32 protein-coding genes and 2 pseudogenes are annotated in these 25,201 nt (G+C 45.8%); 4 read left to right on the top strand and 30 right to left on the bottom strand.

Annotated elements, in window-relative coordinates; genetic code table 11:
• Window positions 1-16: 16 nt before the first annotated feature.
• The 8 genes and pseudogenes from SELR_RS06785 to SELR_RS19230 all read right to left on the bottom strand — a co-directional run.
• Complete coding sequence (locus tag SELR_RS06785) at window positions 17-619, bottom strand: hypothetical protein (RefSeq protein ID WP_014424475.1); 603 nt, start codon at window positions 617-619, stop codon at window positions 17-19.
• Between the two features lie 14 nt (window positions 620-633).
• Window positions 634-1,515 (bottom strand): fructosamine kinase family protein, encoded by an 882-nt coding sequence (locus SELR_RS06780; RefSeq protein ID WP_014424474.1) that lies wholly within the window; start codon window positions 1,513-1,515, stop codon window positions 634-636.
• Window positions 1,516-1,541: 26 nt separating this feature from the next.
• Entirely contained in the window at window positions 1,542-2,057 is a 516-nt protein-coding gene (locus SELR_RS06775; protein ID WP_014424473.1) for a hypothetical protein, read from the bottom strand.
• A 79-nt stretch (window positions 2,058-2,136) separates the two neighbouring features.
• Entirely contained in the window at window positions 2,137-2,898 is a 762-nt protein-coding gene (locus tag SELR_RS06770) for an SDR family NAD(P)-dependent oxidoreductase (RefSeq protein WP_014424472.1), read from the bottom strand.
• Between the two features lie 62 nt (window positions 2,899-2,960).
• Complete coding sequence (locus SELR_RS06765; RefSeq protein WP_014424471.1) at window positions 2,961-3,314, bottom strand: hypothetical protein; 354 nt, start codon at window positions 3,312-3,314, stop codon at window positions 2,961-2,963.
• A 100-nt stretch (window positions 3,315-3,414) separates the two neighbouring features.
• Window positions 3,415-4,239, bottom strand: a complete 825-nt coding sequence (locus tag SELR_RS06760) for a hypothetical protein (protein WP_014424470.1) — start codon at window positions 4,237-4,239, stop codon at window positions 3,415-3,417.
• Window positions 4,236-5,513: a type IV secretion system protein gene (locus tag SELR_RS19235; RefSeq protein ID WP_419789601.1), complete on the bottom strand. Its 1,278-nt coding sequence runs from the start codon at window positions 5,511-5,513 to the stop codon at window positions 4,236-4,238. Before SELR_RS19235 ends, SELR_RS06760 begins: the two co-directional genes overlap by 4 nt.
• Before the next feature lie 36 nt (window positions 5,514-5,549).
• Window positions 5,550-5,897, bottom strand: a pseudogene (locus tag SELR_RS19230) (M23 family metallopeptidase); the annotation flags it as partial.
• A 211-nt stretch (window positions 5,898-6,108) separates the two neighbouring features.
• Between SELR_RS19230 and SELR_RS18820 the strand changes: the two are divergent.
• Window positions 6,109-6,345: a hypothetical protein gene (locus tag SELR_RS18820; RefSeq protein ID WP_041914308.1), complete on the top strand. Its 237-nt coding sequence runs from the start codon at window positions 6,109-6,111 to the stop codon at window positions 6,343-6,345.
• Between the two features lie 81 nt (window positions 6,346-6,426).
• Here SELR_RS18820 and SELR_RS06745 read toward each other — a convergent pair whose 3' ends face one another.
• The 12 genes from SELR_RS06745 to SELR_RS06690 form a co-directional block, all read right to left on the bottom strand.
• Window positions 6,427-8,142, bottom strand: a complete 1,716-nt coding sequence (locus SELR_RS06745) for a type IV secretion system protein (RefSeq protein ID WP_014424468.1) — start codon at window positions 8,140-8,142, stop codon at window positions 6,427-6,429.
• Entirely contained in the window at window positions 8,142-8,915 is a 774-nt protein-coding gene (locus tag SELR_RS06740) for a TrbJ/VirB5 family protein (RefSeq protein ID WP_014424467.1), read from the bottom strand. Before SELR_RS06740 ends, SELR_RS06745 begins: the two co-directional genes overlap by 1 nt.
• Window positions 8,916-8,947: 32 nt before the next feature.
• Window positions 8,948-9,487 carry a lytic transglycosylase domain-containing protein gene (locus SELR_RS06735; protein WP_014424466.1) on the bottom strand — a complete coding sequence of 180 codons (540 nt, stop codon included), beginning with the start codon at window positions 9,485-9,487 and terminating at the stop codon, window positions 8,948-8,950.
• Between the two features lie 3 nt (window positions 9,488-9,490).
• Window positions 9,491-11,932 (bottom strand): TraG/VirB4 family ATPase, encoded by a 2,442-nt coding sequence (locus SELR_RS06730; protein WP_488657122.1) that lies wholly within the window; start codon window positions 11,930-11,932, stop codon window positions 9,491-9,493.
• A 55-nt stretch (window positions 11,933-11,987) separates the two neighbouring features.
• Window positions 11,988-12,998 (bottom strand): hypothetical protein, encoded by a 1,011-nt coding sequence (locus SELR_RS06725; RefSeq protein ID WP_014424464.1) that lies wholly within the window; start codon window positions 12,996-12,998, stop codon window positions 11,988-11,990.
• Window positions 12,999-13,010: 12 nt separating this feature from the next.
• Window positions 13,011-13,277 carry a VirB3 family type IV secretion system protein gene (locus SELR_RS06720; RefSeq protein ID WP_014424463.1) on the bottom strand — a complete coding sequence of 89 codons (267 nt, stop codon included), beginning with the start codon at window positions 13,275-13,277 and terminating at the stop codon, window positions 13,011-13,013.
• Between the two features lie 18 nt (window positions 13,278-13,295).
• Window positions 13,296-13,652 (bottom strand): TrbC/VirB2 family type IV secretion system protein, encoded by a 357-nt coding sequence (locus SELR_RS06715; protein ID WP_014424462.1) that lies wholly within the window; start codon window positions 13,650-13,652, stop codon window positions 13,296-13,298.
• 131 nt (window positions 13,653-13,783) lie between these two features.
• Window positions 13,784-14,461, bottom strand: coding sequence for a hypothetical protein (locus SELR_RS06710; protein WP_014424461.1), 678 nt, complete (start codon window positions 14,459-14,461; stop codon window positions 13,784-13,786).
• A 20-nt stretch (window positions 14,462-14,481) separates the two neighbouring features.
• Window positions 14,482-14,682: a hypothetical protein gene (locus SELR_RS06705; RefSeq protein ID WP_014424460.1), complete on the bottom strand. Its 201-nt coding sequence runs from the start codon at window positions 14,680-14,682 to the stop codon at window positions 14,482-14,484.
• A gap of 251 nt (window positions 14,683-14,933) precedes the next feature.
• The gene (locus SELR_RS06700) at window positions 14,934-15,137 is read right to left on the bottom strand and encodes a hypothetical protein (RefSeq protein WP_014424459.1); all 204 of its coding nucleotides are present in this window, start codon (window positions 15,135-15,137) and stop codon (window positions 14,934-14,936) included.
• Between the two features lie 174 nt (window positions 15,138-15,311).
• Window positions 15,312-15,758 carry a hypothetical protein gene (locus SELR_RS06695; RefSeq protein ID WP_014424458.1) on the bottom strand — a complete coding sequence of 149 codons (447 nt, stop codon included), beginning with the start codon at window positions 15,756-15,758 and terminating at the stop codon, window positions 15,312-15,314.
• Entirely contained in the window at window positions 15,755-16,024 is a 270-nt protein-coding gene (locus SELR_RS06690) for a hypothetical protein (protein WP_102013466.1), read from the bottom strand. The genes SELR_RS06695 and SELR_RS06690 overlap by 4 nt, the downstream gene beginning before the upstream one ends.
• A gap of 171 nt (window positions 16,025-16,195) precedes the next feature.
• Between SELR_RS06690 and SELR_RS18300 the strand changes: the two genes are divergently transcribed.
• Window positions 16,196-17,035, top strand: a complete 840-nt coding sequence (locus tag SELR_RS18300; RefSeq protein WP_014424457.1) for a TFIIB-type zinc ribbon-containing protein — start codon at window positions 16,196-16,198, stop codon at window positions 17,033-17,035.
• On the opposite strand, the gene SELR_RS06685 is transcribed toward SELR_RS18300, so the two are convergent.
• From SELR_RS06685 to SELR_RS06665, 5 genes are all read right to left on the bottom strand, one after another.
• The gene (locus tag SELR_RS06685) at window positions 16,936-17,388 is read right to left on the bottom strand and encodes a hypothetical protein (RefSeq protein ID WP_158645782.1); all 453 of its coding nucleotides are present in this window, start codon (window positions 17,386-17,388) and stop codon (window positions 16,936-16,938) included. The genes SELR_RS18300 and SELR_RS06685 overlap by 100 nt on opposite strands.
• A 104-nt stretch (window positions 17,389-17,492) precedes the next feature.
• Entirely contained in the window at window positions 17,493-17,651 is a 159-nt protein-coding gene (locus SELR_RS06680; RefSeq protein WP_158645781.1) for a hypothetical protein, read from the bottom strand.
• A gap of 19 nt (window positions 17,652-17,670) precedes the next feature.
• A complete protein-coding gene (locus tag SELR_RS06675) occupies window positions 17,671-17,907 on the bottom strand; it encodes a hypothetical protein (protein WP_014424454.1) in 237 nt (78 codons plus the stop codon).
• A complete protein-coding gene (locus tag SELR_RS06670) occupies window positions 17,904-19,403 on the bottom strand; it encodes a Y-family DNA polymerase (protein WP_014424453.1) in 1,500 nt (499 codons plus the stop codon). Before SELR_RS06670 ends, SELR_RS06675 begins: the two co-directional genes overlap by 4 nt.
• A gap of 432 nt (window positions 19,404-19,835) precedes the next feature.
• Entirely contained in the window at window positions 19,836-20,819 is a 984-nt protein-coding gene (locus SELR_RS06665) for a restriction endonuclease (protein WP_014424452.1), read from the bottom strand.
• A gap of 180 nt (window positions 20,820-20,999) precedes the next feature.
• On the opposite strand from SELR_RS06665, the gene SELR_RS06660 reads away from it, so the two are divergent.
• Both SELR_RS06660 and SELR_RS17710 read left to right on the top strand, forming a co-directional pair.
• Entirely contained in the window at window positions 21,000-21,377 is a 378-nt protein-coding gene (locus SELR_RS06660; protein WP_014424451.1) for a hypothetical protein, read from the top strand.
• A gap of 84 nt (window positions 21,378-21,461) precedes the next feature.
• The gene (locus tag SELR_RS17710; RefSeq protein ID WP_014424450.1) at window positions 21,462-22,064 is read left to right on the top strand and encodes a hypothetical protein; all 603 of its coding nucleotides are present in this window, start codon (window positions 21,462-21,464) and stop codon (window positions 22,062-22,064) included.
• Between the two features lie 144 nt (window positions 22,065-22,208).
• Here SELR_RS17710 and SELR_RS06650 read toward each other — a convergent pair whose 3' ends face one another.
• The 5 genes and pseudogenes from SELR_RS06650 to SELR_RS19225 form a co-directional block, all read right to left on the bottom strand.
• Window positions 22,209-23,255 carry a Fic family protein gene (locus SELR_RS06650; protein ID WP_014424449.1) on the bottom strand — a complete coding sequence of 349 codons (1,047 nt, stop codon included), beginning with the start codon at window positions 23,253-23,255 and terminating at the stop codon, window positions 22,209-22,211.
• Window positions 23,256-23,469: 214 nt separating this feature from the next.
• Window positions 23,470-23,793 (bottom strand): hypothetical protein, encoded by a 324-nt coding sequence (locus SELR_RS06645; protein ID WP_014424448.1) that lies wholly within the window; start codon window positions 23,791-23,793, stop codon window positions 23,470-23,472.
• A 20-nt stretch (window positions 23,794-23,813) separates the two neighbouring features.
• Entirely contained in the window at window positions 23,814-24,101 is a 288-nt protein-coding gene (locus SELR_RS06640; protein WP_014424447.1) for a DUF1653 domain-containing protein, read from the bottom strand.
• Between the two features lie 15 nt (window positions 24,102-24,116).
• On the bottom strand, window positions 24,117-24,833 hold the full coding sequence (locus SELR_RS06635; protein ID WP_014424446.1) for a DUF169 domain-containing protein: 717 nt from the start codon (window positions 24,831-24,833) through the stop codon (window positions 24,117-24,119).
• Between the two features lie 72 nt (window positions 24,834-24,905).
• A pseudogene (locus tag SELR_RS19225) lies at window positions 24,906-25,067 on the bottom strand (ClpX C4-type zinc finger protein); the annotation flags it as partial.
• Window positions 25,068-25,201 lie beyond the last annotated feature (134 nt).

Genomic DNA, 25,201 nt, shown 5'->3' with positions numbered 1-25,201 from the left:
GACTTTCCTTTCCAGTTCACCAATCACGCTTATTGAACTTTACATACTGTTTTATGAACCTATATGTTTCATCTTCTGCTTTTTTCATGGTTTTATGGGAAACTGTTCCTAGAATATTCGGGCATCTTTTGGATTTTTCCAGTAATTCCTTTGGGGAAATTTGCAGACCTAATATATTATTTATCAATGCCAACGTAGACAAACTTGCTTTATTATATAGTATAGCTGTATATGTCGTAACAGTATCCTCAAAGTCATCATAGTCCAATTCGCAACTGGTAAGAAATTCCAGCAAATCACTACAAACTGCTTCTCCAACACATTCATCCATTTCATGATCCCATGTAGTGTAAACCTTCTCTTCCTTGGTTGCATCAACCTTACAAACCCAATAAGAAAAGTATTTATCTTTTCCAAATACAAACCATTCATTGTTAAAAGGCGGTCTCTGCGACATCTTCTTTATTGTGCCATAGTCAAATATTTCACCAAAAGGCAGTTCTGTATCTTCGTATTTCTTAAGAAAACGTTTTAATTCGTCAGGAATAGGATATTCAAAAATGATATTGTGATCTTTTTTCTCTATTTTTAGTTCATCCATGTATTGCTCTATTGTCATTTTGTTTTCATGTCTCACTTCTGCGAATAACTTTTCAATATTCTTCTTACTGCCGCAAGGTATGATCTGCCAAACAGATTCAAATGGTTCAGCAAATGATACATATTGTATAAATCCCGCCGATCAGCATAGCCTGGCTCCTTTGGAATTATCTCATGATAGGCATCATAAAACTCCGGCGAGAACCCGCCAAACAGTTCCGTCATAGCAATATCTGCCTCATGATGACCTATGTAAGTAGCTGGATCAATAAGCATCGGACTGCCGTTATGATCCGGCATTACATTTCCGCTCCATAAATCGCCATGAATCAGCGATGGAAATTCCGGTTCCACAAGGTATTTTTCCAGATTATCCAGCAGTTTCTCACACCTTTGCTTGTCATCTTTATCAAAATACCCGGCAGCCAACTTCATTTGTACAGCCAGTCTTGACGTTCTAAAGAATTCAATCCAGCTCTCTGTCCTTGTATTTTTCTGCCTTGTCTGTCCGATGTAATTATCTGCCGAAAAGCCAAACCTGCTATCGCCAGTTATCTTATCCATTGAAGCGCGGTGTACCTGTGCCAGCATATGGCCTAAGTCTTCCCAGTACGTTCTCTTGTGCCTCGAACTTCTCACGTAATTCAGCAACAAATAGGACAAGTTATCCTTCGTTTTGCCATAGGCAATAACCGATGGCGTAACAGCTCCAGCCTTATGTAATGCTTCCAGACCTATTTTTTCAGCTGCAAAGAAATCATCCTTCGCCTTAGCATTCACCTTTATAAACAGATTCTCCCCATTACTCAGGCATAGATGATATGCATCATTTATATCACCGCCAGTAATTTCTGCCTTGTCTATTATATAAACTTCTTCGCCATATATCTGCCGAATTACATCTGCCAATCCCATATGCAACAGCTCCATCTTTTTTGATTTTATTGCCATTCTACAGCAAAATCATGCAAATATCCCTTATAAACCGTTGTGGATGAATTGTCCTGTAAATCAAGTACCTTATAATAATACCGGTCTGTATCAGTAGATGCACCTTTGCTTACATCTTCCGTTACAACATACAGGATATATCTATTATCAGGCGACGCTGCATAATCAATGAATTTTACGCCATCCCCCAGTCTCTCTTTCAGTGTGAGATACACGCCTTCATCATGTTCCTTACTTTGACTATTACCCGAGTTTTTCTCGCCTGCTTCTCTCAGTCCTGCAAAAGTTCTCTTATAGGCAAGCGTTCTGCCATCACGAGCTGATTTTTCAAAAATAATTCCTTCATAACCATCTATGTTTCGATAGCTTTGCGATAAATCCAAGTGAAAAAAGAACGCCGCCATGCTATATCCAACATATGCGATTAAGGCTATGGCACCTAATAATAAACCATAGCCTAAACATTTACCGATTTTAGATAAAACCTGTTTAAATTTATTTATCACAGTTCCATCCCCCTTGGTAATCTATCATACTATGCCTGTATTAAGATTCCCTTAGAATGGAACATACAATCTAACCCGCTTATTTACAAATTCTCGCCAGCATCCAATGAGGCAATATTGAAGCCACTATGCGATGTACTGTACTTACAGGATCTGGCGTACAAACAACCGTGCCGGCCTTTGCTGCCCGAAGTGAAGTCTCAGCAACATGTTTCGCATTCGTCGCTCCGGGCATATCCCGGTATACCTCATGTTTGTCTGTTTCTTTTGCCTTATCCACGAATTCCGTGTCCTTTATCCAGAATGGACACACCGCTGTAACCTGAATGCCTGTATCCTGAAGTTCTACACTTAGAGCACGGCTGTAGGACAGCAGGAATGCTTTACTGGCTGCATAAACAGCCAGATTGGGAATCGGCTGGAATGCAGAACAGGAAGCTATCTGCAGGATGATGCTTCCCTTTTCCATATAGGGAATGCATATTTCCGTAATGGCCAGTGCAGCCATATCATTCAGTTTTACCATTTGTTGCAGTTTTTCCCGGGAACATTCTCTACTAAGACCTATACATCCAAATCCAGCAGCATTTACCAGATATGCTACAGTCATCTTCGCTGCTGCAACTTCAGTCTCCAGCGTATTCAGTGCTTCCTCATCCGTTAAATCCATGACAAGGCATCGGCACTTCGTTTCCAGAGTTCTTGTCAGAGTCTCCAGCCTGTCTTTTCTTCTGGCAATCAGCCAGATTTCCGCCAATCCTTCCTTATCCAAGAGCCGCGCATACTCTGCGCCCAGCCCGCTGGACGCACCTGTAATAATTGCTATTTTCTTATCTTCCATACCTAAGCCACCTTATCTGTTGCATGCAAAAAGCGGCAGTTGTTGCTTCTGCCGCCTTGCCGTTAACCTACAATATCTGCTTCCGCATCCATGAGTTCCTTGCCTGGAGCACAGGCCAGACAATCGCAATACTTGCCGCCGTTGGCCTTAACTTCCTTGGCATGCTCAGCCATGCTGGCTGCCCTTTCCTTGCCAAAGAGTTCTTCGCCCTTGGCTGAGGTAAATAAGCCGATTACATCATCAATCGTACATACATCAGCTTTCAGTTCATCGATGAGCTTTTTACCCTCAGTTTTCTCATCTGCGGTTCCAACGGCTTTCAGGTAGCGTTCGCCTGCCTCTTTAAGTTCTGCGCAACAGCTAGGTGCTGCCACCATAGCTTCCACTTTTGCCTTAATCGTTGCTTTATCCATCATGCAGTCCTCCAGTCGAATTCAACACTGATTATATTATTTCTACAAATCCATCCGACATCCTGCATGATTGATAATTATTTTCATACCTTCCTGTTCAACGTTAGAAATCCTTGAATCCGGCCCCCTCCTTTACCCCCACACCCCTGTCCTGCTCGGTCATGTTGTTCCTGTCCATAATTTTTAGTGTCATTACCCGGTCTTCAGCCAGCATAGCACGCCGCTCCCTATCCAGCCTTAATCGGTCACCAGCTGATTGAACCAATGCCTGATTAGCCAGCAGCTGCCCCCTTCGCGCAATCTCACTATCCATAAGTCCCTGCATCTGCGTTTCGGACTGCATGGCTTCCATATTGCCTTCAGCGTCCTGCGTATTTCTGAGAATTACATTCATTGTTCCCATGCGCTCATCCAAATCTTCCTGATTCTTTCTGGCATTTTCAATGCCTTCCGCAAGGATTTTGGCTACCCAGCTATATTTTCCATCATCTTCCTTCCCTGTCCGAACCCATTTACTGCCGTAATCCACCAGCAGCTTATCTCCCAACATCCAGTCGGGAATGCCAAAATCCTTGCCACCATTTCCAATCCCGGCCAGAATAGTCTTGCTCTTATTTCCCAGCCCCAGCATATCCCGCAGCCAGCGCATATTGCTGTCCATAAGATTTGCCAGCCAACCTTCAAACTTATCACCAAATAGTATACTCTTGAGATGTCGCGTGTAATCATAGACATCCCCTTGCATCAACTCACGCAGAGCAAAGAACGACGGCCTGCTATCTGCATAGGAAATGCTTTCCCGGCTGTAATAGTTGACCGGATCGTAGGGCCTGTCCACGCCGGGAATTGAATGTGCCTCAGAAGTTGCTGTTCCCAAAACAAAGATCACAGCCGTTACTGCCACAGCAATATGTTTTGATATCCTCATAACCGGACCCCCCTTATCATTCCCTGTCTTTTGAACCGGAAACCATGTCCGGCAAACAGTTCCATAATCACTTTACAATCCTCATGGCCAAATATCATGGCCGCTATAGCTACCAGCATCATTTTCAACAGTACCGTGAGCTTAATGGTTTTCTCCACTCTTGTACCGCCGCTATTAATGACTTTCTGCCAGTAGGCTTCATCCCAGGACACCACTGAGCCTGCATTCCAGACAATGGCCACGTCATGCCAATTTCCATACTGGGCATAAAGCACCTGCATCTTATGCTTGGCTACAATGTCCTGTACTTCAGCTGGCCATGGCATAGGCGGTGCCGGACTGATACCGGCCTCTGCGCACCAGCTTTCCCAGTTGCTGTAGCTTATCTGATAGGCTCCATACCCGTATCCATCCGCCGATGGAGTATGATAAGGATCTTCACAGCCTCCTGTTTCCACCTGACGGATGGCCGCTGCAAACTCTTCCACCGACTGGAAATTACCGCCTGCAGCCACAGATTCGACTGTTGTATCAAAATAATCCTTGGGCACGGAATCCTTTAATGCTACCACCAGCAACAGGGCAGTTACTGTCATAACCATCAGCTTTATGGTACTCATTATCAGGCCTGTAATGGCTGTAGCCCCAAAACTTCTCGTCCCCTGAAAGGGTGTAAAGCTGAATCCCAACAGACTGAACAGCGCGGTACAGTAAAACTCGATATAGGCCATGCCAATCATGATGCCAATGTAGAAGAAGCAGGCCAGCACACAGATTATCGTGAGGATACAGATAATGACAGTGGGCAAATGAAACATGACGCTTATCCCCCACATGGTACCCAGATATTCAAAAATTGGGCCTACATATCTTGCGCCAATTTCCACAATAGCAGCCGGATCAGAAAGTATCTTGCCTGCCGCCGCATAATCATTGCCAGTAGCAAACGCTCCCATGCTGACAAAATAATCCCTCAGGATATTGGCCAAATCTCCCCAATGCCAAAATATATAGGTCAGGAAGCCGTAGAATATGCACTTGGTTGTCAACCATCTGCTTATGTAAATGCTGTTCCTGTCCTCCCCAAGAAGCATCCCTAAGCCTTGAATCGCAATATCAATGGTCATCAGCGCCCAGAACAGCCACCTGAGGTTATCCTGAATGATAGATAGTCCCTTGGTGCAAACCTCGGCAATCTTTTCCTCCATCTCCCGGATAGGCTTGCAAAAATCGTAATAGGCATCGTAGTTTACAGCCACAATGTCTTCATCCATCATCATGCCCCCGGCTCCTGACGGTGGCATCCCTGAGAGCCAGTCCCAGGGATTTACCGGCTCCCCGTTTACCCTTACCTCAAAATGGCAATGAGGGCCGGTGGAATTTCCTGTGGAGCCAGCATAGGCAATCACCTCTCCCATCTTTACCGTCTGGCCTGCAGTTACGGTCAGCATCTCATTATGACCATAGAGGGTTTCGATGCTGCCACCATGGTCGATGGCCACCAGATAGCCATAGCCGCTTACCCAGCCAGCAGTTGTCACCGTACCGCCGCAAGCAGCATGGATGGGCATACCATAATCGTACCCTAAGTCAATCCCGGAATGGAATTTCTGCGTTCCAGTTATGGGATGTGTACGCCAGCCAAAATCAGAAGTAACAACCATTTCCCCTTCCACAGGATTCATCATGGAATGGTAGGCTGGAGCCGCATTTACTGCACCAATATGCCCCATGAGCTCCATTACTGCCATCAGCAAAATTATTAACCACTTTATTAACATCCTACGCAACACATCCCTTTTGTCCTGTGATAAACTAATCAGAGAGTATATCCTATTCCTTTTCCAACATATACAGGAGGCAGGCATTATGAAAATCTTATTGATCATCTTGTTAGTCTTAGCCTTGCTGGCGCTGCTGTTTTTCGGCGGCATATTTTTCTTCCACCTTATCCGCTATGCCGTCTGCGACACCATTGATTTTCTCTTTTATAATCTATGGGGCCGCCCACCCTTCAGCCGCTATTGCTCCCGTGGCGAAGGTTATGGCTGGCAATGGGACGAACACGGCAACTGCCTTGGCTACGATCCCAAATATGTCCGTTAATTCCTGATTTTTATATTCCTCTTGCAAAAGAAGTGATGCTTCCCCTGGCATCACTTCTTTTGTTTATCACAATATACACACTCATTTTCGTTTGTTGTTGAATTTCCGATTGAAGCTGTCATAGATGGCATTGATTTTTTCCGAGGAATTTCTGTACATCTGCTCATCCGTCTTAGGGGCAGGTGTCCAGCCATGCGTCAAATTGGTTCCCCGGCTGTCCTTCACGATAGTGCCGTCCTTATTGGTTGCACCATTCCGGGAATTTGTGGCCGCATATAAATGGTCATGGGACAGATGCCCCTCTTCATCATAGGTGTCATTTCTGCCATGGGCCGTATCATCGATATCCCGGCTGTTAGCCCGCATACTGTACATATAGCGAACGCCCTGCTCGGCCTCACGTTCTTCTGCCAAAAATGGATTATGACGGTTCCACTCAATGGAAGCGATATTGCGTATGGTGCCGGTAGTCTGCGACAGCCAGGATGTATCGCCATCGGCTTTTCTGGCCGTACCGCCGCCTTCCATATTGGTCGCCATCTTATAAGTACCATAAGAACTGCCCGCAAAGGCCAGCGCCCTTGCTGTTCCCCGCATGGGATTAGGCATGGTATCGTAAAAATCACCGGATGTAAGGGACGGGCTGCCGGAAATAAGCCCCTGAGCCAGCTGCGGAATCCTCCGCACCATGATAAACACCACCAGACAGGCCAAGGTCAGCTGCAATAGGGCACTAAGTTCCAGCAGATCTTCATTGGCCGCCGCCTGATCGCTTATCTGTTTGGAAAAATTGGCCAGCAGCGGACAGGTAACCGCTGTAAGGAAGGCAATAACGGCCACCTTTACGCCCAGCGAGAAAACGGCCCCTATGGCCTTTTCCGCCAGAAAACTGGTTCGCTCATGCATGGCAAAGGGCAGCAGCACGACAGTAATCAAGGATACCGTCCAGAATTCAATCCTAGCCATGAACATCTCCACGCCGGTAAGAAATGTGGTAATGAGAACAGTAAAGGCAATAAACAGGTCGCCAATCAAGGCACCCAGACTGGACATTCCTAGTAGCGAGATATTATTCCAGATGGCACTGAAGGACTGCATGCCATTCTTCACGATGCTGTCCGGCAAGTACATATTCCCGGTTCCCGATGCCAGGAATCCCAGTTTTTCAAAGCTGGACATAATAGCATGACAGATCTGGTAGCTGCCTCCCACCCAGTTTTCGATGAGAAACATGAAAAAGCCAACCTTCAGGACGGTAACGGTGATATACCGGATTTTATCCTCATTAGCAAGGCCAAGCACCAAAGCCAGGGCCACATCAATGACCACCAGGAATCCCATAAGCTCCAGCGCATAGCCAACCAGTACCGTAGAGCCATTGTCTATGATATGGATAAACTGCCGCATGAAGCCGCTTAAGGGATTGAAATCCTCCACATTATCGGTGATTTGAATGGAACTTAGATCCACAGGATTTATCACCACAGACACGGCAGGATTCAGTATTTCCCCCAGGCCAAACACCCTGAGGGCATAGAAAATCTGGGCAGCCATCGCTGTCCCCAGCACAATATTGAGCAGCCGCCGGTGATTATTATCGCCGAACATGATCATGATGCCCGTTACCGCTATCATGATATTCAAGATTGCCGGTACCAGCTTATCTGTAATGTTATCCCGCAAATCCATCAGCGGTGTGCGCCATGCCAGGGCACTGGAATCAGCGGCCTGAACAGAATCCGGCCATATAATCAGCACCATCAGCAAAAGCGCACATACCCAGCCCATCTTTTTCATCAGTACTCACCCATCTTTTGCCTGAACGCCTCATAGCTCATGCCTTTAAGCTCGCAGTTCTTGGTGGCCTTGGCCAGCTTTTCTGCGGTGCTTTCGTTGATCCGCTTGGCCGTTACTTCTTCCTGCAGCTCTCTCTGGTACTTTACAGCCTGTGCGGCGGTCATACTGGAAAGAAGGTTATTGCCCTGAATCATCGACATAACCCCCACACCCATAACCTGAGTATTCGCCTGTACTGCCTGCAGATTGCCTTCAGCCTGGGAAGATGCTTCCAATGCGGTCATGGCCTGCTTGGATAAATCCTCGGTCATATCCTGGGTAAGTCTGGCATTTTTCACCGTATCATTATTGGTATCCGCCTCTGCCTTATAGGCCGCCTGCCCGGCATAGTAGGCATCCATTACCGTCATCTTGCCCTTCAGGACAGCCTCGATATTACGGAAATTCTGTCTCCAGAACGAATCTGTTGTTGTCTTTGGTGCTAGTACCCCAATCTGGCCATCACGCTCGTCCATAGGGTATCGTTCCAAAGCTGTCATTTTGTCCAGATAGCGCATAAGGCTTTTCGCATCCAGCTTCTTCATGTTCAAAATTTGCAGGAGCAGCTGTTTTTCTTCATTGGTCAATATATTGGCCGTTGTTATGGCTGTCCTTATCGCCTGCTCCACATTCTGGGCATCATATACAAGGACAGCCGCCTCTGCCCTTGGCGCAAGGCTTGTAAGACACAGCACGGTCATTGCGCCTGCAATGCTTTTCTTCAATTTGCTCATAGTCTTCCCTCCCCGGCTCAGCAGTCTTTTCTCTATAAATTCGTCTCTTGCAGCAATTTTCCATAAATATCTGCAATCCTTGCCACATAGTTAATGGTTTCCGCATACGGAGGCACCCCACCATATTTTTCTACCGCCCCGCCGCCAGCGTTATAGGCACCTACTGCCTCAGTCAGTCCGTATTCACCGTCACCAGCAAAATGATCCATCTGCTGCCGCAGATAAGAGGCACCCCCCAGCACATTTTCCAAAGGATTATACCTGTCCACACCCAGGCTTGCTGCTGTTTCCGGCATAAGCTGCATATAGCCATAAGCCCCGGCAGAGGATGTGCTGGCCATTGTAAAGCCGCTTTCCGCCTCCATCACGGATGCGAGCAGCAGTGGATCGACACCATATACAGCTCCCGCATACAAGATGGCATCTGTAATCCACGCAGCTTCATCTGATTCGCCAATGCGCCCGGCAACTTCACCATAGACTATGGTTTTATCATCATAGGCAAAGGCCGGCACAGCCTCACCCAGCAGAAACATCAGCCCCACCAGCACCATAAGCAGTCTTTTCAGCAATAATTACTCATCTCCTCCTACCAGCTGCCCTGATTCTGTTTGCTCCTCTGGCCTTCCGGAAGTTTCTGCCTTCAGCCGCTGGGCATATTCTTCCAAGCCCTTATAGCGGAGCCAGTTTATGGCAAAATTTTCCCTGCCATACTCCGCCAGAAATTTTTCAGCCATGCGCAAATCCTCGGTTCGTACCCCAGAAAATGCCAGTTCCATAGGGCTTAAGTCCAATGAATATATCCGATTTCCCAGAGGCGAGGTATAGTAATATTCCCGTTTAGGAATAGCCTTGGCCAACATCATAATCTGCTGTTCATTCAGGCCAAAGGACTGGTACATCTCTTTCATACTTGGCTTGTCGCTGCCTGTACGGGTATCATCCAGAGCGTCCTTATTGGGCAGGAAAATTCTTGTGGGGCAGGATTCCAATATCGTTGCCACAATTGGACTGGCCACTATATCTGCCAGACTCTGCGTAGCAAACACCACCGCTGTATTGGATTTTCTAAGGACTTTCAGCCACTCTCTTATCTTGGATGCGAACTGAGGATTATCCAAAAAAATCCAGCTTTCATCCAATACCAGCAGACACGGTCTGTCATCCCGCTTTATCTCTTCCTCAATCCGATGGAAAATATACAGCAGGGTTGTCCCGACAATCTTGGGCGTATTATTCATCAGACTTTCCATCTCAAATACCTGCCAGGAGGAAAAATCCAGTTCATCTGCGGAAGCATCAAAGATGCTACCATAGTCCCCTTCAATCGTAAGAGGCCTTAGCGCTGTCTTTAATTCCTGATTCTGGATGCTGGTACACAGCGTAAGCATAGTCCGATGCTGTTTGGGCAAGGCCTTCATCGATGACAGAGCCTCTGATATATATTTGCCCATCTCCGGCGTTACTTCCATATGCACGGATTCCAGATAATCCGTGATCCAGCCCACAGCCCACATGCGCTCATCATCGTCATCGATATCAGCCAGTGGCTGGAATGACAAGCCATTCTTGCTGCTGGCCAGCTCGAAATATCTACCTCCCACAGCTTCCGTAAGGATACGGCTGGAGCCACCCTTATCAAAGATAAACACCTGCGCCCCCTTATATTTCCTGAACTGCGCCGAAATCATATTGAGATGGACGCTCTTACCTGCCCCTGTGGGGCCCACGATAAGAGTATGGCCTACATCCCCTACATGAAGATTCATCCGAAAAGGCGTTGCTCCGTCACTTCTGGTATAAAGAAGCGCCGGGCCATCCAGATGTTTATTACGCCGCTGTCCTGACCAGATATCGGACAGCGGCATCATATGGATGAGATTTCCTGTAGAAGCATAAATACGGCGGCAGTAGTGATGGAAATTTCCCGGCAGACTGCCCAGCCAGGCATCCACAGCCCCCACATCCTCAATTTTGGGCTTCATCATCTGGCTCTTGAAGACATCCTCTACTGCCTTGGCATAGAGACAGGCTCTTTCGTAATCTCTTTCCGCAATGATAACCTCTGTAGAATAATAGCCGTAGCCAACATCCCCGGCATCCACGCTTCTCAGGGCTTCCTGTACCTCTTCGACCTTTTCTACAGCATTTTCATTGATGTCACTGGGTTGCGACGGCGAATTGAAAATCAGCCTTTTCACCGTGGACGAGAAATATTCCATCTTACCCTTCCAGCGTGTCTTTCTTGTATCCAGCTTGGATATTGCTTCGGTCTTATCCAGCAGATAGTATCTTGTTACCCAGCGGTAGGGGAAGTTCAGCCGGTTAAGATTATTGAGCATCCCAAACACGCTGGATTTTGGATAAGCCTTGGGAACCACAATCTTCAGGTATTTCTCACCGAGTTTTGGTGAGTTCCCCCCTATAAGATCAGAATCATAGAGATATCCATCGCAGAACTCATCCTTTGGCGGCCTTATCCTGCGCCTGTTATCCGACACACAGCTATGGAGATAAGAAGCGAGTCCTGCTTCATCCAGCAATTCTGCCGGGATTTCCAGCTCCCCAAAAATCCTGCACAAGCTGTCGGCCATTTCCATGAAATCCTGCAAGTTTTCCTCAACCGTGACCGTATGCTCATCATGGCCTTCAATCAGCATGGATTTCAGGCGGCCTTCATTATCACTTGGCGGCAACCAGCACAGGGAAAAATAATACTCTGAGCAGAAAAATCTGCCCGACGTGAAATTATCACGCCGCACCTCGTCAATCAGCCTGGTAACATCGTCGGGAAAGCACACATCCTTGTCATAGGTCGCATCAGGCAGGCGTTGTGCCTCCATGTAAATAACCCAGCCTGAGCCAAGCACCATCAGGGCACTGTTGAGCTGTGCCGTTATGATTGCCAGATGCTCCTGCAGGGCACTGTCCAAATCTGGTCCTCTGTATTTCCACACAGTCATAAAAGATCCATTCTTATTGATGGCTACCCCAGTGCCTTTAACATCCACGAGCATCCCGTAAGGCATCAGCGAGGCAATGTTTTTTCCTGTTCTCCTGAATAAATCCAGCCTATACACTTGCTTTCTCCACGCCCTTCAACCCTAAAAAATCCTGCCAGTTCTTTTCCCGGCGGGGCAATATCTTCCCATTAGCACGGAACATGCCCGGCAGTGTCCCCCACCAGCATTGCTTGCTGTTGTAATCTTCCACCACAAAGGGCACCTCCACTGCTTCCAGAATCTCCCGAATGTACCTGTGATATTCTTCGGCCACCCCGCTATCCAGCGCAAAAACCAGCGTATCACTTATCATGCCGCCGCTTCCCGCCTGCTTTGACAGCATATAGTCCCGGACACTCTGCCTCTTGGGGCACCATTTGGCTGTCATTTTCCTAAGTTCCTGCCGCAAATTGTCTTCCGGCATAAAGAGGCAACGACGGCAAAACCGGTAGTCCATCTGCCTGAATGCCTTCAACACCATATCCAGCTTGCTCTCTTGCAGGCTGACCTTGATGCTGGTCACAGCAATATCTTTGCCACGAATCGTAAACCTATTTCTGTCCCGGCCATGGGGATCGTAGACTTTAAACTCCATATCCTTGGACAGCACTGCATCCAAATATAGCGGTATTTCAGGCATAGTAACTTCACAGAACTGCATTTCCAACGTGCTCTGCAGATACGAAAGAATCTGCTCCCGTTGCAGCACCAGACCTCCCGGCACTTTTCTGCTTAGCTCCATAAGCACCTTACGAAAATAGTCTTCCTCTGCTTCGCTGCCACGCCAGATACCTTCACACAGGTTGACAGCTGGAAAATTACTGCCTCTACGGATTGGATTCCACAGCAGGCACAGCGTCTCCGTATTATCCCCGGCAAAATGATGACGATCCAGCCACATTCCCCAGCCCTTGGGATAATCAAGACTGATTTCATCTGCAGTTGTCTCAGCTGGCTGCCCATACCGGATAAATCCCATCAGGGAGCCATCTTTATTCCTGACCACTTCCGGCAGGATGAGACCGCCCCAAGACAGCCAGGAATACACTTTGCTGTAATCGTGCTGATAGTCTTCCAGCATATCGAACCTCCATCAGACATTGTATGTTCTGCTCTGCTGCATATAGCTTCTCAGGCATTCAAAGGCATCTGCATCCTGCTTGGTCACATAAATAGTGGCTGCATGGATGGCAATATTCAGCGGAATGATCCAAAAGAAGTGAAACGACAGCACAAAAATCCCCGCCACACAAATGTTGAATACAATCATGAACGGCGGCGCTCCCATGAGCAGCACCGGCTCTGTAAGGGAACTGAATAGCGGCAGCTTAAATTCCATCCGCTTTTTCTCTTCTGACAACTTCGTCTCACCTCATCCTTAGAAGAACAAACAGCCCGACACATTGTCCGCACCAAATAGTCCGGCAAGAGTCGCCGCCCCGCAGGCAATGGCTGTACCAAATGCTCCCTTCATGGCCATACGGGACACATCACTCTGCCCCAGGGCATAGAGTGCACCACCGGTGGCAATGGAGATGACGGCTCCGGCTCTAGGAAGCGGGCCTGTAAGGTTGGCCTTCAGGCTTTCAATGCCGCTGTCCCAGGGCATGCTGGTAGAGGCCAGGCAATGGCTGGACATCATCATGAGCCCCATGTACATAAGCATTCCCTTGTTGCTCTTTACCATCTGCCAGCCCTTAGCCACAACCTGTTTACCCAAACCTTTTGCATCCATAATGATTCTCCCCCTTAGCAAATAAGATAAAATTTCTCTATGTCACATTTTAGATTGCCTATGCATAAAAAAATGCCACAAACCTGCAACCTGCAGATTTGTAGCATAAAAACCGCTTGATATGCGCCTGTTCAATTTTCAGTATTCGCCACAACCTTGGGAATCATCCCCTTGTAATGGAAATAGAACCATAACTGCAGCGGCATCATTAGGATAAAGTATGCGCTGCAGATGACCGTACCTTCAAATACGTTGTATATATGCAGATTAAAATGATCCACCCACATAATTACCAATGCCATTATCACGATACCATCCATCAGGAGCCAGCTCCACTTCTTGAAGCCTCTGTCTCCCTGTGTAAAAGGCGGCTTCAGGGATGTAATCGTCGTGCTGCCTGTTCGCTCAGCCCATTTATCATGTATAGACCAGCAGATAGATAATGTACTGGCGGTGGCAGACAGCCAAATAACGTTGGCCAGATATACATTTCCCGCTATCTGAAATAAATCCGGGCTATCCATCGCACCATTCCACAATAGGTAAATCAGCACCACAGTTTCAATTACGGTACCGAATTTCAATAATTTCAAGGAAGCATAATAGCAAGTGGACAAGAAAGACAATTCTTCCGGCCACTCTATAAGCGGGCTTTGCCAGCCTTCCTTGCGCGACTCCAGATAAAGTGCTACAGCACAGGCAAATACAAATACCTCCATCTTGTGATCATCTACGAAAAACAGAGCAAATAACACCATTCCCAGAAATACCAGAAACCGCGCTGATGTTACAAAATTATCATCATCCATTATGAACCCCACCTTCAAGATTAAATATACATATCCATATGCAACTTTCTTGCTGTCATGTTTTCAGCTTCGATCATGTTACTGATTGCCGAATGCTCATTACGATCTTCATTGTATCGCAAGATAGCTCTTGCACCTCTTGCCAACGCACACCCTGACGTTACGGTCATAATAACCAATAATGCCGCCACTAACATATACTTAGCTATTTTTTCTGTCATAAATCCTGCTTCCTCCTTAACCAAATCGATATTGTCAGTGCATCTTAATTTTCAGGTATTTTTCATAATAGCAATTACAAATGATACCCCTGTTCAATTAAGGTCTGGTTAAAATGTCATTAAAGGCAAATTAAAATCCCTGCCATTCAAGCAGGGACGTAAAACCATCACTAATATGTCGCATCTGCTAACGCAAAAAGAGCCTGCCATCATGTAGCAAGCTCTTTTTCATGCCAGATATTAACTGTCTATCACTTTTTAATTTTATTCAAAACCTCATCAGCAGACAGATTATTCGTCTTCATGTATTCCATGAGTTCCTGATAATCATCCTTAGCCTTCTTGCTCTTCAATTCATCGAGCTGATCTTTCAGGGTTTTGATTTCAGCTCTTTTCTTCTCGATTTTTTCTTCGATAGCCTTAATCTTCTCATCATAATTTGCTTTTCTAGCCATTACAAAAACCTCCTTAGTATATAATAAGTTCATCCATGTCGATATTATTCTATGATAGATCTTTTAAATCCTTCTTTTTATGAAAAATTATTTATTAGATTCTACTTTGTCACTACGAAATGAATCAAAAATTTCTTATTCAAGGTCTTCAAGCAATGGTGGTTTTGTTATAATTTATTGATTTTTCTTGTTCATAACATGGTTTTTCACTAAATAATATGCATCATTTAGTCCATAGTCAAAATAACTTTGAGGATTTACTTTTCTCCATGGATAGGCATCCCACGGAACATCTGCAACCAGATAATACAAACCGCTGCCATCAAGGTATTCACGAAAATAAATATATGAATCCTCTTCTAACGTTCCGTATTCATAAGTTTCACCGTCACCTTTTTGAAAGCGAATGCAATAATTTTTCGCACATATCTCCAGATATTTGTCTTCTGATGCATTATGATCTATAACAGCCGAAGATATGTCTAACGCCCTGCCAGCACGATTTCCTGCCGTCCATATAGGAAAATTCGTGTCTGCATTCGCATACATAATAGATCGTGCTTCAACAAAGTTACAAAGACATAATAACACCATAATTAATAATACAACGATTCTTTTCATATTTTGTCTCCATCGACAGTTACTCTATACTGGCGCATATTGCCTTCATAGAACTCTTTCTGATGCTCCCAGGAGATAATCTTCCCGCTACGCTTTAACAGCCCAAGAGCGCCTTCCCTTGTCCATGGCAGCGTAACAGTAACGTCTATCTCACCAGACGGCAGTAAAAAGCTGTGCTCAGCAATAATAGCATCTTCTATTGTTCTCCAGGTATCTCTAATCTGCTTAGCCTGGTCAGCATTTGATTTTATAATCTTCTTTTTCATTGGTTTAATGTATCGCATTTAGATAGAAATGTCAATGATTATGTCATTGATTCGCCAAAAATCTGCTTAATTTTCATTCAATTTGCAGAAGGTAATCGAAATGGATATGTAGAATAAATATGGATATAGTGATAACGTCTTTCACTGATACATAAAGAAGGATGAAATGCTATGAGCTTCATACCGGCAAAATGCACCCAATGCGGAGCGGAAATAACTGTTGACGACACCAAAGATGCCGGCATATGTAAATATTGCGGGACGGCGTTCGTCACAGAAAAGGCTATTAACAACTACAATACTTATGTGACCAACGACTTTTCCGGTGCCAACGTAAATATTGTCAAGGGCGACATCAATAATCTGATACACCTGGCTGAAAACGCCTTATACGCCGAGAACTATCAGGAAGCCTATGACTATGCCAACAAGGCTTTGGAGATTGACTCACGTTCCTCATTGGGATGGTTCATTAAGTTGCGTGCCCGTTCAAACCTGATTGATCCAAAGCACCGGGCTTCCAGCTTCTATACTGAGCTATCCCTATACGGGAATAATGCACTTATCTACGCCGAAGGCATCAGGATCACAGATGATGGCGGTTACGAACTGGAGCAGCCCCCTGAAGCAGCTAAGTTAATGGAATCTGTTTACAGCACATATCTATTGTCAGCCTGCACTCTAATGACAGAAGCCTCCTTTGCAATCAGCGACACTTCGTATATGTTTAATCGGATACTTAATGGCGAAGACAAAGAACTTGTAAAGCTAGAAGATGAACCACCCAGAGCTGACCTTGAGCAGTTGACTCTTGATGCCATTCTTCTCAAGCAGGAGGTTCCCTGCTTTTGTATCGGGGCTGAGGAGTTTATCATTCTCTGCCCTAAGCTCTATCTCTATAGCCATAATACCTACGCTACTTTGACAAAAGCTATGCCTGCTTTGCCATCATCACCTAACTCGATAGTCGGGGCCAAATCTATCGAAGGAAACTCTTTTAGGGACTGCTGATATTCGTCATCCATAGCTAATGGATTTTGGAAGAGTCCCATATATAAAGCAAACCCGAAGTTAATCTTGTCGGGATCGTCCATTTCCTCGATGTCATATTTCTGATCATCAGCAATATAGTTTTCAAGGAACTCATTGATAATATCTTGGCACATCTTAAAAGTCTGGGGCCGGATATTGGTTGCCTTCCAGTCATATTTGTACAACTCATCAAAGGCCTCTTCGCCCAATTCTTTTTTCTTATTCTCGTCCTGTCCAAAGTTTTCTATAGCATGAATCAACATAGCGGTAGAAAACCCTCCTACCATTTCATGAATGAATCTGTACGTCATATTGTTCTCGTAGATAGTCATCAGCTGCATCCCCTTGTACGTCTTCATAAAAAAGCCGGCCACACGGGGATGGCCGACTCCTGTATATTCGGCTGGTTTCCCAGCACTTATTATTCTATCACACATCATTGATGATTTATACCCTCAATGCCAAAGCTGACGTTCTGTGCTACGGATTGTGCATCCACAATGGCTTCCTGGTAGCCCTCTTTGTATCTCTGCTCCGCATAGTCCTCAATGAGCTGCAGCATCTCATCCAGCTTATCTTCAGTCCACGGGCTCATAGCATATGCCTCGCCAAGTTTAGTCCGAATCATCACATCTAAATTCAAGCTCATCTTCTCCTTTTTCCCAGACCACTACGCTATCTTCATGCTGCTTTGCCGTCTTCTTTACGACTTCTTCATAACCAGTCAAGGCGGCAAAGGGAGCAAATTGTGCTGCTCGTTTCTCCTTTGGCATACGCGGATGATTTTTAGGCTCCGGACGGGGCATATTTATGATATCCGCAAATTCCTTTATATCTTTCTTTATCGTCATGCTTTATGGCCTCCAATTTCGCTGTTGCGGGCAATGGTGCGTGCTTCTTCCTTCAGATTGGTTGCCTTCAGGATGGCATTCTTCCCGAAGCGGTTTCTGATGGCCAGCATGGCGTGCTGTAACGATTTTTCCCGTTTCTCAGCCTTCTCGGCGGCAGCCTCTTCCCTGCTTATCTTATCTATATCGGCAAACAGGTTGAACTCCACTACCTGCTCTTTCTTATTGTCCAGACTATCTTCAGGGATTAACCGGCCTACTGTCACCGTAATACGACGAACCAGCAAATCCGGATTCGTAATCCGGTCATACAGAGCCAGAACCTCTTTTAATATCTGTTTTGATGAAGATGTATGTCTTGGCAGGCTCGCCGTGCCATGGGCAGCCTTGGGAACTTTACGCCCATAGTGGTCTACATGAATAGGGCCAATATAGCCACGGGCGATATTTTCTATATCATAGCCAACATCCAGGACAATTTGATTCGTTACCAGCCGCTTCTCCACCAGATCAAAGATAAGTTGGTCAGTCATTTCCCAGGTAATAAGCCGGGCCTGCTTGTTGTCATAGGGACAATGCAATACCTGCCCACTGCTCAGACTTGTGCTGGCTGGCCGGTATTTCTTTATCTCAGCCATCGTACAAGGCTCGTAGCCCCAGGCATGGTCAATAAGCAGCTCTGCATTAACGCCAAAGACTTCATATAGCTCATCTTCTCCCCACTTGGTCAGGGAGCGGCGGGCAATATCTCCCATGCAGTAAATGCCAATATCAGCTAACTTTTTCGCATAGCCCTTGCCCAATCGCCAGAAGTCAGTTAGTGGCATATGCGCCCAGAGCTTTTGCCGATAGCTCATTTCATTCAGCTCTGCTATCCGCACACCATCCTTATCAGGAGGCATATGCTTGGCAGTAATATCCATGGCAATTTTAGCCAGGTACATATTGGTGCCAATGCCTGCAGTTGCTGTAATACCGGTTTCCTCAAGCACTTCCCGAATCATGGTCATAGCCAGTTCATGGGCGCTCATCTTGTATGTGCTAAGATACGGCCCTGCCTCAATAAAGACTTCATCGATAGAATACGGATGGATATCCTTAGGGGCAATGTAACGGAGATAAACGCCGTACACCCTTGAACTGTACTCCATATATAAAGCCATGCGTGGCGGTGCTACAATGTAGTCGATGGCAAGATTAGGATTCTTCTTCAGTTCCATCGCATTATAAGACTCCCCTGTGAGCTTTTTCCCAGGAGCAAAGAATCGCCGGGAACTATTGGCGAATTTAATCTTTTGCACCACTTCAAACAGTCGGGCTCTGCCTGGCACGCCGTATTTCTTGATAGCAGGACTGGCCGCCAGACAAATTGTTTTTTCAGTCCGGGACTCATCTGCCACCACTAGATTAGTGGTCAACGGATCAAGCCCCCGCTCCATGCATTCAACCGAGGCATAGAATGATTTCAGGTCAATCGCTATATAACTTGCCTTCTCCATAGCTTCTCACCCACGCAGTATGTGTAACTCTCTTTCACATATAGAGTAACACAAACTACATTTTCCTGCAATATCATCTTACATTTTTCTTGACCACAAAGTCAAGATGTGATATCTTCCTGAATGCATGATAGACGTCTTACTAAGGCAAACTGAAGTATAATCACCCCTAACATTAGATTTGGAAGTCAATCAGTGAACACCATTTCGGGTAATGTACTATTTTTTAGGCTATCCCCTTGACTTCATCGAATGCAAGTACTACAATTCGAATTGTGATCCCCTTTATGATTCAAGAGTATCACACCTTTCCTGGATTGGAACCCACAAAACCAATCCCCTGCCCCTGGCCTTCACACCGCCAGGGGCTTTTCGTTTAATAGAAAAAATAACATCACACGAAGCATTTAGCCCGATTGATGTTATTTCAGCTCACTGTTCCTCTCGATCAGGTATATACACCCGTTTAAGCGGAATCATTTTTTTATACTTATCGCTAAGGTCTTCATAATACTTCAAAATCAGCTCTACCAGCTCAGTACCGTTTATACCACGGATAATTGGTGTGCTGTCCAGATACTTACGAGCATTTACAGTATAATTTGACAGAGTTACGAACAATCCATAGTCACCTTCTCGCATAGCACCTTTTAGGGACTGTATGGTCGTTTCCTTTACATTTTCGTCCCGGCTCTTTACCTGAACCAATATCCGAGGAGGCAGCTCATCTTTGTATGCCGTTATGTCAATGCCACTATCGCCACCATGCGGAGAAACGATTGTACGGTATCCCATAGCTCTTAAGAGATCTGCCACAAAATCTTCCAAATCATACCCTTTAAGCTGACGGCTTAATTCTTTCAGGATGAAGTCCTTGGTACTCTCAATGATATCCTCAGCGGTGGCACCAACGCTGTCATCTTCCCCATCAGAGGAAAAATCCTTTTTCTTGCTATCCAATGCCCCTAGAAACTCATCCGCATAATTTTTCACGGTAAAAAATGTCATAGCAGAACCGATTTCGTACAGAGCGCCCTGCGAAAACGCGGTTCTCGATAAATGCTTTACCCATTTTACGGTTCGCGTATTCGCATATCTCTGCTCCGGCTCATATGTATAATCGCCCTCTACGATGCCTATATTGACTTCTCTGTTCGACTTCGAGGGGAACACAACATAATCACCGGGCTGCACCTCATAACAGAAACGATAAAGCATTCCGGCGCTTGTGGCAATGCTCCCTTTCTTGGCCTCTGGATACACCGTATCATACTTGGCCTTAAAGGCATCCCGACTGGCATCAATTTTCCTTAGGTCGCCCATTTCTCTCCAGCCTATCGCTATTTTATTGCCCTTAAGGAAAATTTCTTCATCTTTTGCATGAATACCCCAAATGGTTTTCTCTTCCCCTGCCATAATATACCTTCTTCCACGTCGTCTAACTATAGGCTTATTTTAGCACAGATGATAACACGACGAAAGCTATAGCATGGAACAATACACAGAATTACATAATCTGACTACAGCCTCTTATCAATCCACACTTTTCACCGATATACTTCATAGAGATACATCATCTGTTTTGGAGGTGAACCTATGGATATTAAAGCAGTACAGGGCATGACAGCCTGGTCTGACAAGGGAACGGAATCCAAGGACAAGACCTTTGCAGCCAAGGAAAAGTTCAGCACCATGCTGCGCCAGCTGGAAACCGGCGGTGCCATAACGGACACTGGCGAAAAAGCTGGTGAGGATACCACCACAGTGATCCGTGTTATGTCAGATGGTTCCGTCCTTGTTACAGTTTACGAGAAAGACAAGATTATTTCCCAAACCAAGACGCATTCCCCGCCCCCCGAAAAAATCCCCACCATACTCAGCACCCAGGTTGAACATTCCCTGCCGGATAATACAGAGGAGCAACTGCCTAACATGGCGGATGCACAAATGCTCAATCTGCTCATGCAAAAATAATCAACTATATGAACTACGGGTTGATGCAAATCCTGCACCAACCCATTTCTTGCTTAAACGATTTTTTATAGTCAGGAGGTAACCATGGATATTTCCATCAGCAAGCTGCACGAATCCGCAGCCTCTGCTCCCGTAAGCCAGCCACAGACGACAACAGAGAAGAATTTCCGGGACATTATGGGCGAATTTACCATCCCCAAAGCGGAAACGATTTCGCCACAAACTCCCCATGTGGCCAGCCTGTCCCTTGTTCAGCCAGCGGAAAACAAGGATACTTTGGAGAGTATCCAAGAACAAACACGGGATAATTTAAGCTGGCAGGCCTATTACAATTCTGGCGGGCACTTCAAGCTGGGGGAGAAATTCACCGTCCCCAGTGTACTCCCCAGCTATGAAGAAGCCGTCCGTGCCATAGGCCCCGGCGGCCCCTATTCCGTGGAAGCGGTCACAAACTGCATTCTCAGCATGGCTGCTCACGTCGCGCAAGGTGATCCCGCTAAAATCGCAGAAATCCGTCAGGAAATCGCCAAAGCCGTGGCAATTTTCCGCCGGGATTATCAGGCGGCCACCAAGGAAAAAGACCTGCCCCAGATCTGTCTTGACACCTATGATTCCATCATGTCCGGTCTTGATAAACTCCAGGCCGAATACACCCAAAACAATGACGTGGCAAAACAATCCGCATAACCTGTAAGCAGATAAACACACAAACAGGGCTGATGCAGTGACAAAATCATGCATCAGCCCATTTCTTTTTGATTATACTTTACCATAATCGAAAGTCTCATGTGAACCATCGAAATGTTTACAGACTCCGGGCTCACCGCATAATTACTTCAGATGTATATATCGGGTAGACCGTCCTGTTCCTTCCCTGCCCAGATATCCTTCTTTAACCAGGTTGCGGAGTGCCCCTTCCACAGAACTCAGGCTGAGGGACGGGCACAGCTCTCTTATATCCTGTTTTGAAAAACGTCCCAGCTTTTGCATGGACGCTCTCCGTACCATCTCCAAGGCAGGAAGCTTCGTCTCCACGAGGGAGAAACGATCCTCAAAGTCTCTATAGGCAGCAATAATAGTGCTCAAGAGATATTTTATAAAGGGAACAACATTTTCCTCCCCTTCATGCCAACCATGCTGCGACTGTCTCAATGCATCATAATAATCTTCTTTATGCTTGGCTATTTTTGCTTCCAACGATACATATTTCCCAACGTAAAAACCGCTGCGATATAACAGAAGCGTAGTCAGCAACCTGCTCATACGCCCATTGCCATCGTTAAACGGGTGGATACAAAGAAAGTCATGAATGAAGATGGGGATGGCGATAAGCGGCTCTACCTCTGCATTACCGATTACGAGATTGTACTCTGCGCAGATTTTATCCAACGCCTCTGGCGTTTCAAATGGAGGCAGCGGGGTGAACAGTATTTCCGTATGCCCATCTGGATATGTAGCACTGATAAAATTTTGCACATTCTTGGTTCGTCCCCCCATGGAATTTCCCATATGACTGTACATGATTTTATGTAGCTGTAAGATGAAATTCTGCGTGATGGGGATGGCATCGAAACTCTCATGTATAATGTTCAGTACATCACGATAGCCGGCTATTTCCTGCTCATCACGGTTTCTCGGAGTTGTTTTATCTTCTACCAGCTGCCGGATGCGAGTGCTGGTAGTCACAATGCCCTCAATAGCATTAGATGCCTCCGTACTCTGAATCTTAGCTATCTCCACCAGTTTTTCTAATTCCTCCGGCCGCTGCTTCAGGTAAAGTTCCTGCTTCCCAGCCTCTTTGTAGATAGCAGCAATATAGCCAAGTATCTCGGAATCCCATGTCATTTCTTTTATTTTTTTATAATTAAACTGACGCATTCCCTTACACCTCCACGTTTTCCCTTATATTATATATACATTTAAGGGGAAAGTAAATCTTTAAGGGAATAATATGCAAAAATAGGGAACCACTGCAATACTGCCAGCAGCTCCCCACTCATCACCGTTTTACCTTCACCCAGTAATTGATGCGCAAAATAGCACCTGTTCTTTTGCCTCAAGATATTCCTGAATATAGGTCTTTACGGCAGCCTCATCTGTGCAAAAATTCAATACGTTCCCTTAGGGAATCGCTAAAACCTTCCAAATCATCCAACGTTATGACCTTTTCATCCAACAGCACCATAATATTAGCAAACATTTGCGAACGGCTCATTTCTGTAACGCACACGCCAGATTTCTTCTTGTCGTTCCTTATGCGTTTTTCCAATTTCCAGAACTTGTCAGAGGCATCAGCAGCGCTGACCAAAATAGCTTCATAATCATTAATCAGCGTCTCCATGTATCTTTCCTGCCAAGTCGGCAGCATCTTGCGAAATAGTTTCCAATCCTTCTCTGTAATAATCTTCTCGGGCACAGCCTTCCCTCCTGCCACATTTATTCTTTATGCTCAAACCGATATTTCTGCCTGATTTTTGGGTATTTCTCATGATCCACTTCACTCATGAACATATCCAGCGGCCGGCAGTATACACCATAGGAGCCATACAGCGCCTGATAAACGCAATAGATTTCCCTCGTCTCCGTATGAATAACCGGGCAGGCAATGATTTTGTACTCGTTATCCTTAAAATGTTGCCAAATCTCTTCTGCCATCGGTATCGCCCTGCGATATTTGGCGCTCAGCAGCTCTCGCTGCTCCTGTACTTCCTTTGTTTCTTTCAATTCCTGGGTACTCCTTCAAATTCTCTTTTTAATCGTTTCCCATGTGTCCGTAGCAAAGAAGCAGCCATCTGCTTCCTGCTCCATTTCCACGAACCGGCTATAGGGGATACTGAAGGACATCAGCTCTTTGCTAATAACCTTACGGGCAGATGGATCTGTCATACCTATGTAGCAGGTCTCCTCTCCCTTTTCTTCTGCCGCCAGCGGATACAGTACTGCCTGTCCACAGCCGGAAGCAAAATTGACCTGCACGTTATTCTGACTTACCCTGTCGTAATTGGCTAAGGTGGTCAGTCCGGACAGTTGGTCGGCATTAACCAGAAAGATGATGCACTCCGGCTTTTCATTTTCCCCCACCATATCCAAGGGCTTGAATACAAGACAGGCAGGAGACTCTACTTTGGGGATGGTTTCCGTAAATATTTTGGCCAGCTCTGGCGTCTTCTTATAAAATTCGCTGTGCGGAATCTTATCGTTTCCCGTAGACAGGAAGTATTCAATCCAGCCATGTTCATAGCCCTGGAATCCAAGACCTGCACGTCCGCCCATGCATACCGTTGTGTCTTTTGCTGCAGCTGCAATCTTCCCTTGGGAGGCTGCTTTTATAAGTGCCACGACACAGCCCCACTTGCCTCTCTTGAAAGCTATGGACTGCTCCGGCATACTATCTGCTCTAAGTACTGCAACAGGGTGATTCTTCAGGCAGATATGTTTTGCTATTTTGCTCTCCATTTTTCGCTTCTCCTAATCCTCAGAGCCACGTTTATGGTCACAGATATTCTTCAAGGCACCATGATTATGCTCATCCTCATCCAATATTTCACAGCACAGCTCAATGCATTCATCGCAGATATATACCCCTGGCCCGGCAATTAGCTTTTTTACCTCATGCTGGGTTTTATTGCAAAATGAACACTTCAGTGGCTCCTTAAATACGTCATCATAAACTTCTTCCCACTTGTCCAGCAGTTTATTTAATTCTCCATCATCTTTGCCTTCTGTCTGTTGGATTTTCGCCAGTACCTTAATGACTTTCTTCCAGTCAACATTTTTCATAGCCTTCATGGCATCCAGCAGCTGTTTTTCTTCTTTTTCTTCCA

Origin of the sequence: Selenomonas ruminantium subsp. lactilytica TAM6421, assembly GCF_000284095.1 — a bacterium.
In the GTDB taxonomy this organism is placed as follows: domain Bacteria; phylum Bacillota; class Negativicutes; order Selenomonadales; family Selenomonadaceae; genus Selenomonas_A; species Selenomonas_A lactilytica.
The sequence above is the reverse complement of the archived record's forward strand: the minus strand, read 5'-3'. Positions and strand labels throughout refer to the sequence as shown.